This window comes from Terrilactibacillus laevilacticus (genome assembly GCF_006517395.1).
Classification (GTDB): Bacteria; Bacillota; Bacilli; order Bacillales; family Sporolactobacillaceae; genus Terrilactibacillus; species Terrilactibacillus laevilacticus.
The window spans coordinates 36,136-49,124 of record NZ_VDCY01000013.1; the positions used below are offsets into that span (position 1 = coordinate 36,136).

14 protein-coding genes are annotated in these 12,989 nt (G+C 38.1%); all 14 read left to right on the plus strand.

What is annotated here, in order from left to right:
• The first annotated feature begins 2 nt into the window (after positions 1–2).
• The 14 genes from spoIIIAF (at position 3) to FG390_RS12745 (ending at position 12,970) form a co-directional block, all read left to right on the plus strand.
• Positions 3–641, plus strand: coding sequence for a stage III sporulation protein AF (spoIIIAF, locus tag FG390_RS12680; RefSeq protein ID WP_141191408.1), 639 nt, complete (start codon positions 3–5; stop codon positions 639–641).
• Complete coding sequence (gene spoIIIAG / locus FG390_RS12685; RefSeq protein WP_141191409.1) at positions 642–1,298, plus strand: stage III sporulation protein AG; 657 nt, start codon at positions 642–644, stop codon at positions 1,296–1,298.
• Between the two features lie 12 nt (positions 1,299–1,310).
• The gene (locus FG390_RS12690; protein ID WP_246092778.1) at positions 1,311–1,832 is read left to right on the plus strand and encodes a SpoIIIAH-like family protein; all 522 of its coding nucleotides are present in this window, start codon (positions 1,311–1,313) and stop codon (positions 1,830–1,832) included.
• Between the two features lie 273 nt (positions 1,833–2,105).
• On the plus strand, positions 2,106–2,594 hold the full coding sequence (accB, locus tag FG390_RS12695) for an acetyl-CoA carboxylase biotin carboxyl carrier protein (RefSeq protein ID WP_141191410.1): 489 nt from the start codon (positions 2,106–2,108) through the stop codon (positions 2,592–2,594).
• Between the two features lie 11 nt (positions 2,595–2,605).
• Positions 2,606–3,958 carry an acetyl-CoA carboxylase biotin carboxylase subunit gene (gene accC, locus FG390_RS12700; RefSeq protein ID WP_141191411.1) on the plus strand — a complete coding sequence of 451 codons (1,353 nt, stop codon included), beginning with the start codon at positions 2,606–2,608 and terminating at the stop codon, positions 3,956–3,958.
• Positions 3,959–3,975: 17 nt separating this feature from the next.
• Positions 3,976–4,371: an Asp23/Gls24 family envelope stress response protein gene (locus FG390_RS12705; RefSeq protein WP_373681553.1), complete on the plus strand. Its 396-nt coding sequence runs from the start codon at positions 3,976–3,978 to the stop codon at positions 4,369–4,371.
• A 162-nt stretch (positions 4,372–4,533) separates the two neighbouring features.
• On the plus strand, positions 4,534–4,938 hold the full coding sequence (gene nusB, locus FG390_RS12710; RefSeq protein ID WP_141191413.1) for a transcription antitermination factor NusB: 405 nt from the start codon (positions 4,534–4,536) through the stop codon (positions 4,936–4,938).
• 38 nt (positions 4,939–4,976) lie between these two features.
• On the plus strand, positions 4,977–5,831 hold the full coding sequence (gene folD, locus FG390_RS12715; protein WP_141191414.1) for a bifunctional methylenetetrahydrofolate dehydrogenase/methenyltetrahydrofolate cyclohydrolase FolD: 855 nt from the start codon (positions 4,977–4,979) through the stop codon (positions 5,829–5,831).
• 1 nt (position 5,832) lies between these two features.
• Positions 5,833–7,188, plus strand: coding sequence for an exodeoxyribonuclease VII large subunit (gene xseA / locus FG390_RS12720; protein ID WP_141191415.1), 1,356 nt, complete (start codon positions 5,833–5,835; stop codon positions 7,186–7,188).
• A complete protein-coding gene (gene xseB, locus FG390_RS12725) occupies positions 7,181–7,453 on the plus strand; it encodes an exodeoxyribonuclease VII small subunit (RefSeq protein WP_141191416.1) in 273 nt (90 codons plus the stop codon). Before xseA ends, xseB begins: the two co-directional genes overlap by 8 nt.
• Positions 7,450–8,337, plus strand: a complete 888-nt coding sequence (locus tag FG390_RS12730) for a polyprenyl synthetase family protein (RefSeq protein WP_309147207.1) — start codon at positions 7,450–7,452, stop codon at positions 8,335–8,337. The genes xseB and FG390_RS12730 overlap by 4 nt, the downstream gene beginning before the upstream one ends.
• Before the next feature lie 1,048 nt (positions 8,338–9,385).
• Positions 9,386–10,009 (plus strand): hypothetical protein, encoded by a 624-nt coding sequence (locus FG390_RS12735; protein WP_141191417.1) that lies wholly within the window; start codon positions 9,386–9,388, stop codon positions 10,007–10,009.
• A 14-nt stretch (positions 10,010–10,023) separates the two neighbouring features.
• Positions 10,024–11,931, plus strand: a complete 1,908-nt coding sequence (gene dxs / locus FG390_RS12740; protein ID WP_141191418.1) for a 1-deoxy-D-xylulose-5-phosphate synthase — start codon at positions 10,024–10,026, stop codon at positions 11,929–11,931.
• Positions 11,932–12,154: 223 nt separating this feature from the next.
• On the plus strand, positions 12,155–12,970 hold the full coding sequence (locus FG390_RS12745) for a TlyA family RNA methyltransferase (RefSeq protein WP_141191419.1): 816 nt from the start codon (positions 12,155–12,157) through the stop codon (positions 12,968–12,970).
• Positions 12,971–12,989 lie beyond the last annotated feature (19 nt).

Consider the following 12,989-nt stretch of genomic DNA (forward strand, 5'->3'; position numbering starts at 1 on the left):
GCATGTCCTATCTTATTGATTGGTTAACGCATGTGATTTTGATTGTTTTCTTTGCCATCATCCTTGACATGCTACTGCCAGCTAAAGCTTTTCAAAAATATGTTAAACTCGTCATCGGTTTAGTGATTATCGTATCCCTCCTCGATCCGCTTCTTAAAATTCTACACGTAGATATGGATCAAGCTATATCAAAATTTGGCATGAATAATGACACGTCCCAAACAAAAAATTTAATAAATACAAATAAAAGTGAAATAGAAAGTGAACAAGCTGCATATATTCATAACACGCTGGTTAACAAGATGAAGAATTATGTAAAGGAGGCGTTAGTTGACCGTTATGGTTTAGAGATTAAGCAAATAAAGGTCAAAACAAGCGATGACACACAAAACACACTGACTGTTGACCAAGTGGCTGTAGTTGTTGGACAAGCAGATCCAAGAGATGATATGAAAGACACCAAAGATGAGATTAGACCTGTTGATTCTATACAGGTTGATATTTCAAAATCAAATAGCCCGTCTGAAAACAAAATCGAAGGTCAAGAACATGCAGAGTTAAACAAGGTACGTCAATTTTTGGCTCAGGAATGGGGCATTGATGAAAACGTGATACAGATTCAAAAGGAAGGAGGAGAATAAGTGACATTGATAAAGTGGATTAAAGATCAATTGTTTAAAAAACAAACGGATGATTCTCAAAAGAAACGTCTGAATAAGCAAACTTTATTATTACTAGGTATCTTAGGTATTTCATTTATGCTGATCAGTCATTTTTTCACATCGTCTTCTGGGACAGACCATCAAGACTCTTTGCCAACGGTTACTCAGCCGAAGTCTTTGTCGACGAATCAACTTCAGTCAGAAAAAGAAAAGCTTGGAACGAGTAAATTCTCCTCCATGAGTCAGTATGAATCGTATTATAATCAACGCTTGGCTCATATCCTAGAGCAAATAACAGGCGTATCAAAAGTTTCTGTCATGGTTACTTTTAGTTCAACAGAAAAAAATATCTATCAAGATAACGTCAAAACCCAGACGAATCAAACCGAAGAACAAGATCGAAATGGCGGGACAAGAACAGTTAACGAAAAAAATGAAGATAGCGAAGTGGTCGTTATTGATAATAACAACCAAAAGGCACCTGTCATCGTCGGTAAAGAACAGCCTGAAGTTAGAGGTGTTCTTGTCGTGGCAGATGGGGCTAATAACCCCACATTGAAATCTTGGATTATGCAAGCTGTGAGTACGGTGCTTGACGTACCTAACTATAAAATACAAGTATTACCCAAACGTTAAGGAGGAGAATGAATGTTGTTAAAAAAACAAACGGTATGGTTATTAACGATGTTGAGTTTAATTATTGTTTTATCGGTTTATTATATGACGTCTCCTGGAAAACCAGCTTCAACAGCACTTGATACAAGTAGTCAAGAGGATCAAGCACAAAATAAAAAAGACATCGTAACAACGGCAACAGAAGATAAAATGGCTGAATACCAAATTAAACATGCTGATGAACAAAGAAAACTTGAAAAAGAATATCAAGGCGTGATTAATTCAGAAAAGAGCTCCACACAAGCTGTTAGTAAGGCATATGACAAATTAGAGTCATTAAAAACGATCGCAAGCAATGAAAAGTTACTCGAAGATGTCATTGTGTCGAAAGGCTATTCAGATGCTGTTGTCATGGCTGACGGAGAAAGTGTACAAGTTGTCGTTGCAACAAAAAGTCTTTCAAATAAACAAGCGAATACCATTATGAAATTAACCAATGAATATTTTGGAGCTGATAAATTAGTCAAAGTAGATTATGAACTAACCAAAAAATAAATTAACTTGGCAGAACTCAAATATGATAATAAAGAAGATTTTTCTTTTAAAATCGGATAAAATAAAGGCTAGTGAGCTTATCACTAGTCTTTATTTTGGTTTTTCTTAGAAAATAAGAGTTTGTTTCAGAGATTATATGAAGATATGCATTTTGTTTATCTAAAGTTGACTGTACCTAAGATAGGGGCTTGTGATATGATCTTAAAGGCAATCATCTTATATCCTATGATATAATGATGTAAAAGATGGACAAGATAAAAAGGAGTGCTAATCGTGTTAAAAGTAGAGGATATTCGAGAATTAATAAAGTTAATTGATAAATCTTCAATTAATGAATTTGAATATGAAGAAGAAGGCACAAAAATCTCTCTTAAAAAACAAATTGAAGGTGCCACTCAAGTTGTTCAAGTACCAGCTCAATCGGTGCCTGCTTTCGAGCCAGTACCTACCGTACAACCTAATCAAGAGGCCATAAATACCACTTCTACTTCACAAGTCGAAGACGCTGTAGATCAAGCAAAGTTACATACAATTGAATCACCTATGGTTGGAACTTTCTATGCCTCATCTAATCCAGATTCAGAACCATTTGTGCAAAAAGGATCGAAAGTTAACAAAGATACAGTGGTTTGTATCGTAGAAGCCATGAAACTATTTAATGAAATTGAGGCAGACGTAAAAGGTGAAATCGTTGACGTCCTTGTAGAAAATGGACAACTTGTTGAATTTGGTCAACCACTCTTTGTGGTAAAAGAAGATTAGAGGTTTTTATCATGATAAAAAAATTATTGATCGCTAACCGAGGAGAAATTGCCGTCCGAATCATTCGTGCTGCAAAAGAACTTAATATAGAAACTGTCGCAGTCTATTCTCAAGCAGACAAAGATGCCCTGCACGTTCAACTGGCGGATGAAGCCTATTGTATTGGACCGTATCAAGCAAAAGACAGCTATCTAAATTTTACTAATATCATGAGTGTTGCGACTTCAACAGGTGTAGATGCTATCCATCCAGGGTATGGTTTCCTAGCGGAGAATGCCGATTTCGCTGAAATATGCCGGGAATGCAATATTGTATTTGTTGGTCCTTCACCTGAGGCAATTAACAAAATGGGGATTAAAGATGTTGCAAGAAGTACTATGAAAAAAGCGGGAGTCCCTGTTGTTCCGGGTTCAGAAGGTATTATCGAAACAATGGAAGAAGCTATTAACGTTGCGGGAATCATCGGCTATCCTGTTATAATCAAAGCAACGGCCGGTGGTGGAGGTAAAGGAATTCGGATTGCAAGAGATGAAGAAGAATTGAAAAAAGGGATTGCAATTACACAAACCGAGGCTGAAAAAGCGTTCGGAAACCCAGGAGTCTATATCGAAAAATATATCGAAGATTTTAGACACGTAGAAATACAAGTCCTAGCCGACAATTTTGGTAACGTGATTCATTTAGGTGAAAGGGATTGTTCGATACAACGAAGGCTTCAAAAGCTTGTTGAGGAAAGTCCGTCACCAGCTCTCGATGAAGATAAACGTCAAGAAATGGGAAGTGCGGCGGTTAAAGCGGCAGCAGCTGTTCAATATTCTGGTGCCGGAACGATTGAATTTATTTATGCAGCAGACGGAAATTTTTATTTCATGGAAATGAATACACGTATCCAAGTTGAACATCCAGTAACAGAGTATGTAACGGGAGTCGATTTAATCAAAGAACAGCTCTTAGTTGCGTCAGGTAAACCTTTATCATATAAGCAAGAGGATATCAGAATCACAGGTCATGCTATCGAATGCCGAATTAATGCCGAAAATGCGGATAAAAACTTTATGCCATCGTCCGGACGTGTTGAAACTTACCTACCACCAGGTGGACCAGGTGTCCGTATTGATTCTGCCGTTTACCAAGGCTATGTAATCCCACCTTACTATGATTCAATGGTTGCTAAAATTATTACGTATGGTAATACTCGTCAGGAAGCCATTAATACGATGAAACGAGCCTTAAATGAGTATGTTATTGAGGGGATATTTACAACGATTCCGTTTCATTTGCGACTGTTAAATCACCCTGTTTTCGTACAAGGAGATTTTAATACGAAATTCCTTGAAAAATATCCATTAACAGAAAAGAATTAATTATGGAGGTGACTGAAGTGGAAGATAATCAAACATTTGAAATGAATGAACTTGGGCAAGATTTAGGTAATGTCGAAATCTCACCAGAAGTCATCGAGGTTATTGCAAGTCTAGCTGCGACTGAAGTCATTGGTGTTGCATCCATGCATGGTGGATTTGCCAATGGGGTTGTTGAAAAAATTTCAAGACGCAATTACGGTAAAGGCGTCAAAGTTGAATTGACAGATGAAGGTATCTTATTAGATGTTCAACTGCATATGAACTACGGTGTATCAATTCCTGAAGTTGCAGAAAAAGTTCAAAAGAACATCTTAGATACATTAACCGTTATGACTGGATTAGATGTATTAGCTATCCACGTGCATGTTGTTGGAATTGAATTCGGAGAGACTAATAAGAAAGACAATGAATAGGAATAATGAATAAAAAGAGCGCGTTTAAAAAAGACCGTCTTTCACTTCTTTTTTGAATCGCTTAAAAAAATCAAAGGGAAACCCCTTTGATTTTTATTTGGAGATTCTGTTATTTGTGCTATCATTTTAGGTGTAAGGCAGGATCAAGAAGGGAGTTAACTAATGAATCGCAGGCAAGCTAGGGAGAAAGCGGTACAAGCTTTATTCCAAATTACAGTCGGTCAGGCCGATGCTGAGGAAGCTATCCGTAATGTCCAGGAAATGGAAACGGGAAGTCAATCGAATCCTCTATTTGAACTACTAGTTCATCAAACCATTCATAATATGCCACACATCGATGAACAGATAAAAAAACATTTAATAAACTGGCAATTTGATCGTATAGCCAATATTGATAAAACAATTTTAAGGCTAGGGACATGTGAGTTGCTTTATTTAGACGACATTCCATCTTCTGTAAGTTTGAATGAGGCTGTCGAATTGGCCAAACGCTTTGGAGATGAGAAAACTAGAAAATTTGTCAATGGTATTTTGTCTCAGATAGCGGTTGATTTAAAGAAAAATTAATCAAACTATAATGGAGTAACTGAAGGGAGAATTTTTAAATGGTAAAACTCATTGATGGAAAAGCCATTGCGGCTTCGAAGAGAAAAGAAATGAAACTTAAAGTTGATGAACTTAAAGGGAAAGGGATTAACCCTGGGCTTGCGGTTTTATTAATCGGAAATCACCCAGCTTCAATTTCCTATGTTAAAGGAAAGATTCGTGACTGCGAAGAAGTGGGGATTCATTCAGAATTATTAAGATATCCTGATACAATTTCTGAAGATGAGCTTCTTTTAGAAATTGAAAAATTAAATCAAAATGAGTCGATCCATGGGATTCTTGTCCAACTCCCATTGCCAAAACAAATATCTGAAAGAAAGGTCATTGAAACCATTGCTCCTGAGAAAGATGTCGACGGGTTTCATCCTTTAAATTTAGGGAAAATGCTAACTGGACAAGACACATTCTTACCATGTACACCATTTGGCATTATCGAAATGTTGAAATCCGAAAACATTGAGATTGCTGGAAAACACGTTGTCATTGTTGGAAGAAGCAATATCGTCGGAAAACCAGCTGGCCAACTGTTCTTAAATTTAGATGCTACGGTCACGTATTGCCATTCAAAAACACCTTCTCTATCAGAGCATACAAAGCAGGCAGACATCCTTGTAGTTGCCGTAGGAAGAGAGAATCTCATTGGTGCTGATGATGTGAAAAAAGGCGCGGTTGTTATTGATGTTGGCATGAACCGCAATGATAAAGGAAAACTAGTAGGCGATGTGACTTTTGATAGTGTCAAAGAAGTGGCAGGATACATAACTCCCGTGCCAGGCGGTGTAGGACCTATGACAAGAACGATGTTACTTGAAAACACAATAAAATCGGCCTTAATGGAAATTGGCGGCAAATAGAATGTCCGAAGATCGATACATCAGCATAACGGCTCTGACGCGCTATTTAAAACGAAAGTTAGAATCGGATCGGCACTTGCAAGATGTTTGGCTCCGCGGAGAAATTTCTAACTTTAAAGTCCATTCTAGAGGTCATATGTATATGACGTTGAAGGATAATGGGGCAAGGATTCAGTCAGTCATGTTTGCTGGATATAACCAAAACTTGCTTTTTGAACCTGAAGATGGCATGAAGGTTCTTGTCAGAGGAGAGATTGCTGTATACGAGCCTTATGGACAATACCAGTTATACATTAAGGACATGCAGCAAGATGGAGTTGGAAGACTTCATCTTGCTTTTGAAGCATTGAAGAAAAAACTTGAAGCTCAAGGTTTTTTTTCACCAGATCAAAAGAAAGCTTTACCACAAGTTCCTTATGAAGTTGGTGTTATTACCTCGCCTACAGGAGCTGCGGTCCGTGATATTTATACAACTTTAAAAAGACGCTTTCCTGCAGTTAGAATTACACTATTTCCAGTTCTTGTGCAAGGTGACTCAGCTTCAAAGTCCATTGTTCAAGCTATAAGAAATGCCAATAAAGAGACTTATCTTGATGTCCTCATTGTAGGTCGAGGCGGAGGATCGATCGAGGATCTTTGGCCATTTAATGAAGAAATCGTCGCACAAGCCATATATGAATCTGAGTTGCCGATTATATCGGCTGTTGGTCATGAGACGGATTTTACCATTAGTGACTTTGTTGCTGATCTGAGAGCAGCTACACCAACAGCTGCTGCAGAGCTTGCTGTACCTAATTATAAAGAATTAAAAGCACGTATTATGGATCAATCCAATCGATTATATTATTTAGCGAAACAAAAGGTTAATCGTGCAGAAGAACGTTTAGATCGTTTAAAAAAGGCCTATGCTTTTAAATATCCTTCTCAGCTCTTACGTCAAAAGGAGCAGGAATTGGATATGGCTATATCACAGTTAACAAAAGCCATAGAGCGTAAATACCAATCATGCGTTGACCTGAGTCAACATATTCATGCGCTATTATTGAAACATGATCCAAAAAGCGTTGCTGATCAATCTAAAAAAATGGCGAATGCTTTGCAAGCCCGTTTGCAACGAGCGATTCAACTCCGTTATCAAGAAAAGACATCAATATATAAACATGCTGTAGGGCAACTCCATGCACTTAGTCCTTTGCAGATTATGGCTAGAGGTTACTCGCTATCCTACACTGATCAAGGGAAGCTAATAAAATCTGTAAAAGATGTTCAACCCGGAGATCCATTGAAGGTAAAATTGACTGATGGCTTAATAGATTGTCAAATTTGGGGGATTGAGGAGGGAAAAATAGATGAGTGAGATAAATGAAAAGAATACAGCAGCTCAAGAATCACCTACTATTCTGAGTTTTGAGGAAGCAATGGCAAAACTAGAAACAATTGTCACACGTTTAGAAGAAAACGATGTCCCTTTAGAAAAAGCCATCGATCTTTTTCAAGAAGGGGTTGAATTGTCTAAACAATGTCAGGAACGTTTGAAAAAAGTTGAACAAAAAATGGATCAATTAATTGAACAGAATGGAGAAGTTAAAACATTCTCAATCCAGGAGGATGACGGGTTGTGACAGACAATTTAATGGCTTTTTTAAATGAGAAAAAGTTGGCCATAGATACTCAATTAACAAAAGCTATTGAGAAACTTCATGCGCCTGATGAATTAAAAGAGGCAATGAACTACTCTATTTCAGCTGGCGGAAAAAGGCTTCGTCCAATCCTTCTCCTTTCAACAATTGAAGCGTTAGGTGAAGAGGAGAGCTTAGGTATGGGTACAGCCATAGCACTTGAGATGATCCATACATATTCTTTAATCCACGATGACTTGCCAGCTATGGATAATGATGATTTAAGACGTGGAAGACCAACCAACCATAAAGTTTTTGGTGAGGCCGCCGCTATCTTAGCAGGTGATGCACTGTTAACCTATGCCTTTGAATGTTTAGTTTCTAATTCGGAAAAGCTTTCCGACACCCTGAAGCTCAAGCTTACAAGAAAATTGGCTCATGCAGCGGGACCTGAAGGAATGGTTGGTGGACAACAAGAGGATCTAAGTGCTGAAGGTAGGGAGCTCTCCATAGATCAACTTAAACATATCCACGATTTAAAAACAGGTCGTTTATTGACGTTTGCAATAGAATCTGGTGCTTTAATTGGTGGAGCAAATGATGAACAATTGAAGGGACTTAGACGTTTTTCTAAGCATCTTGGCCTTGCCTTTCAAATACGTGATGACATTCTTGATATTGAAGGTAATGAAGAGGATATTGGAAAGCCTGTCGGAAGTGATGAAGCAAATAATAAGAGTACGTATCCAAAACTTCTAAGCTTACAAGGTGCTAAAGATACATTACATGATCATATTGATCAAGCACTAGTTGTTCTTGAATCATTAGATCTGAAATCTTCTCGTCTGGAACAACTGACTCATTATATTCTAGATAGAAAACAATAAAGTAATACTTCAATCAGTGGTGATTTAGGGGTCTCCACTGATTTTTGAACCAATCGAACTTAAAAAGCTGTTACTCCCTTACATCTGCCTGTTGATCATTCTTGAAGTGATTGATCCATACATATACTTGTCAAAGAATGAATCGTATCTTTATTACCAGTAGAGCATACAGCGATAGAAGTACGGATTCTATAGAAATTTTACATAATTCTAAATTGTTCCTATATCGCGTTATTCATTGAGCCAAAGGTTTAGATATGTTATAATCATATCTGTATAAATGGGTGGTGCAGTATTCTAGTCATGCGACTATATCTGAGGGCGGGGCTAAAAATCCGCCAAAGGGCACATCGATGAAGTTCCTGGTTTCGGCTTAGGGCGCCCAGCCTTGGGTCGTTTCTGGGAGTAAAGAACGTAGGGCGATCCGCAACGGCATGTGGGCGATGACCCTGCGTTCGTGGAGACGCATAGTTTATATGTGGAAAACCTGCTAATGACCCTCACCTCAAATGATTGAGTGGGTCCATAGTAGCGTAGCCTGCCTTGAGTGGGGGCCGAGGGGATTATAACAGCTAGGTAGTTTAACATTTGTTTGGCCGACAGTTTGACTACTGTGTTATATGAAATCGACTCTGCAAAAGAGGATAGGATATGGCTTTCAGCGTGTTTGAGGAAAACTCCTAGACTGTTGTAATCACATTTAAGAAGGATTATAGTGCGGACTAAGTGGTGATCCAGTTTAACGATTGGTGACAACGTTAGTAAGGTTTTAAATGGGAACGGCTTGAACGGCAACGCTCGAGTAACCTTACGGGAAAACCTACTGGACCTAAGCCGTAACGTTTACTTTTTAAATGACCATCCAATATTAATATGTTATGGAATTCGACTTGTTCAAGAGTCGTCTATTTATTTTAAGCGGTTATCATTTAGAAAGAGCTTTCGTTTACACTATAAGAAGCATTGTTTTTGACCTCTTCCATTTTGATCTGCTTACTTCATAATAGTCACCTATTTGAACATGAACACTTGTAATTAGGGGATAAATATGAAAGTTGATATAAAAAAGTCGTTGAAATTTTCATCAAGTATTGCCGTTATCACCCTGGTGTTAGCGGCTATTTTTACAATTGTATCTAACATTCTACTGAGTGATGTTAATGCTATAGTTGGTACACTTATTGTTTTAGGTATTGTCCTAATTGGTATTATTTTTGATATTGTAGGTGTCGCTTCTACAGCTGCAAATGAAATCCCTTTACATGCTATGGCATCTGAACGTGTACATGGTGCTAAACATGCTGTTTATATCGCAAGAAATGCTGACCGAGTGTCAACATTTTGTAATGATGTTATTGGTGATATTTCGGGTATAGTAAGTGGGACAGCTTCTGCTATTGTTGTCATTGAAATGGCATCCCATTTTATTTCACATGAAGATGGAAGTGGTCTGCAAAATGCCATATCAGTTTTATTCACAAGTGCTGTTGCAGGAATTACTGTTTTTGGAAAAGCCTTAGCTAAAACATATGCGATTAGCCATGCTACAAAGATTGTTTTTCGTGTGGGTATATTATGTTATATAATTGAAGAACGTCTACATATTCCCATCTTGAAACATAAACGTAAAAACAAAAATGGTCTTAAGAATAAGGGCGAAAAGGCCAAATAAGGTGAGTGAGTTCGATGGATTTAACGTCGATTAAAGATCCTATATTTCTAAAAGATATGACGATACCAGAATTAGAGCAGCTTGCTCAAGAAATACGACAATTTTTAATAGAACAATTATCAGTTACAGGTGGGCATTTAGCTCCCAACTTAGGTGTGGTTGAGCTCACTCTTTCATTACACAAAGTTTTCAGCAGTCCAAAAGATAAATTGATTTGGGATGTTGGTCATCAATCTTATGTACATAAGATTTTAACGGGTCGTGCCTCACAGTTTGACACGTTAAGGCAATATAAAGGCTTAAGTGGATTTCCAAAAAGAAATGAAAGCGAACATGATGTTTGGGAAACAGGCCATAGTTCAACGTCATTATCTGCGGCGATGGGAATGGCCATAGCCAGAGATTTGAAAAAAGAGAATGATTTTATTATTCCTATTATAGGAGACGGCGCATTAACGGGTGGAATGGCTCTTGAGGCATTAAATCATATTGGTCATGAGAAAAAAGATATGATCATCATCCTGAATGATAATGAAATGTCGATAGCACCTAATGTAGGAGCTCTTCATAATATGCTTGGTCGTATACGAACAGCAGGAAAGTACCGTAGGGCGAAAGAAGATATTGAATATTTAATGAAGAAAATCCCTACATTCGGCAATCGTATTGCAACGATCGCCGAACGAATGAAAGATCGATTAAAGTATCTACTCGTATCTGGGCTCTTTTTTGAAGAATTGGGTATTACGTATCTTGGTCCAGTTGATGGTCATAATATGAATGCTTTAATGGAAAATATGTCTTATGCAAAAAAACGAAAAGGTCCTGTATTAATTCATGTGCTTACTCAAAAAGGGAAGGGCTATAAACCTGCAGAGTCAGATTTGATTGGCACTTGGCACGGTACTGGCCCATATAAAATTGAATCTGGTGATTTTATTAAACCCGTAGGGTCTGCACCATCCTACAGTGGCGTCGTTTGTGATACTCTTCAAAAATTGGCGAGAAAAGATGATCGTATTGTCGTTGTCTCTCCAGCGATGGTTGTTGGATCCAAACTCGTTCCTTTTGCAAAAGAATTTCCAGATCGCTTGTTTGATGTAGGAATTGCTGAACAACATGCAGCAACTGTTGCCGCCGGACTTGCAACACAAGGAATGAAACCCGTACTTTCGATATATTCGACATTCATGCAACGTGCCTATGATCAGATTGTTCATGATATATGCAGACAAAATCTAAATGTTGTAATCGCTGTAGACCGAGCGGGGTTAGTCGGCGCTGATGGTGAAACACATCAAGGCGTTTTTGATGTGAACTTTCTTCGTAGCATACCAAACATCGTCATTATGATGGGAAAAGATGAGAATGAATGTCAAAATATGGTATATACAGCAATGCAGTATCATGATGGTCCGATAGCGATTCGGTATCCACGTGGCAATGGTTATGGTGTTCCAATGGATCAAACGTTAGAAGAGATTCCTATAGGATCATGGGAAGTTATTAAAGATGGAACTGATCTTGCCATTCTTTCCTTCGGTCCTCTACTACATGATGCATTAGATGCCGCAAAACAATTAAAATTAGAAGGTATCCACGCTAAGGTGATTAATGCTCGGTCGATTAAACCTTTAGACCGAGATATGTTAAAGGAATTATCTGAAAAGAATATGCCTATATTAACGGTAGAAGAATGTGCCTTAGAAGGTGGTTTTGGTAGCAGTATACTTGAGTACTTACATGATCAGGGAAATCACGGTCATTTAGTTGACCGAATGGGAATTCCAGATCGTTTTATTGAACATGGTAGTGTTAAAGAACTATTACATGAGATTGGATTGACACCAGAACATATCTATTTGCGTGCAAAACATCTTTTATCAAAACATCACTCGCCGACACACAGGCAAAGGGCTTAATAAGTGAAACTTCCATCAGTGGGGGTTTTTCGACGCACAGGATGTGCTAGTCAGGGGTTGCGACAGGACGTCGCGTTTTTAAGCCTGCGTCATCCCCCGCTGATGGTAAGCCAGAACCAATCGGACCTTCACGGCAGTTGATCCCACATCTATCTTCTTTGAATACTTAGAATCTTGAGGAAGGGATCTTTACTAGCCATTAAGGCGGGATAAAGGAGTAACGATGAAAGAACGTGTAGATGTTTTATTAGTAAAAAAAGGATTATTTGACTCAAGAGAAAAAGCTCAACGCGCTGTCATGGCAGGTATGATCTATTCAGAAAATCAACGAATCGATAAACCAGGAAGTAAAATAGATAGCGAAACGGAGCTTCATATTAAGGGGAATATCCTTCCATATGTCGGTCGAGGTGGACTTAAATTAGAAAAAGCGTTAAAAATCTTCCCTATTTCAGTGAAAGATAAAATCATGTTGGATATTGGGGCATCGACAGGAGGATTTACGGATTGTGCACTGCAAAACGGAGCAAAGCAAGTGTATGCTCTAGATGTTGGGTATAATCAACTAGCCTGGAAGCTAAGGCAAGATAAACGGGTTATAGTCATGGAAAGGACAAATTTTCGTTATTGCACTCGGGATGACTTTGATGAAGGTATACCAGAGTTTGCAACCATCGATGTATCATTTATCTCGTTGACGAAAATATTACCGACTCTTTCGACAATTTTAAAAGAAAATAGTGACGTTGTCGTCTTAATAAAGCCACAATTCGAAGCAGGTAAAGAAGAGATAGGAAAGAAAGGGATCGTAAGAGATTCCAGAGTTCATAAGTCTGTCTTGAAAGAGATTTTATCTTTTAGTGAATCATTAGGATATCGTGTTGAACAGGTAAGTTTCTCACCTATTACAGGTGGAGATGGCAATATTGAATTTTTATCTCATTTCGTTTGGAACCCTAATCAGTTCATGGAAATGGAAAATATGGAAGAGATCATAAACCAAGTCGTCACTCAAGCCCATGAAGAACTAAAAAAATAATATCTAATTAAACGACTTT

Coding starts and splice junctions, on each gene's coding strand:
- FG390_RS12745 (WP_141191419.1), top strand. CDS start 12,155: ATGAAAGAACGTGTAGATGTTTTATTAGTAAAAAAAGGATTATTTGAC.
- folD (WP_141191414.1), top strand. CDS start 4,977: ATGGTAAAACTCATTGATGGAAAAGCCATTGCGGCTTCGAAGAGAAAA.
- spoIIIAF (WP_141191408.1), top strand. CDS start 3: ATGTCCTATCTTATTGATTGGTTAACGCATGTGATTTTGATTGTTTTC.
- FG390_RS12690 (WP_246092778.1), top strand. CDS start 1,311: ATGTTGTTAAAAAAACAAACGGTATGGTTATTAACGATGTTGAGTTTA.
- dxs (WP_141191418.1), top strand. CDS start 10,024: ATGGATTTAACGTCGATTAAAGATCCTATATTTCTAAAAGATATGACG.
- accC (WP_141191411.1), top strand. CDS start 2,606: ATGATAAAAAAATTATTGATCGCTAACCGAGGAGAAATTGCCGTCCGA.
- nusB (WP_141191413.1), top strand. CDS start 4,534: ATGAATCGCAGGCAAGCTAGGGAGAAAGCGGTACAAGCTTTATTCCAA.
- FG390_RS12735 (WP_141191417.1), top strand. CDS start 9,386: ATGAAAGTTGATATAAAAAAGTCGTTGAAATTTTCATCAAGTATTGCC.
- xseA (WP_141191415.1), top strand. CDS start 5,833: ATGTCCGAAGATCGATACATCAGCATAACGGCTCTGACGCGCTATTTA.
- xseB (WP_141191416.1), top strand. CDS start 7,181: ATGAGTGAGATAAATGAAAAGAATACAGCAGCTCAAGAATCACCTACT.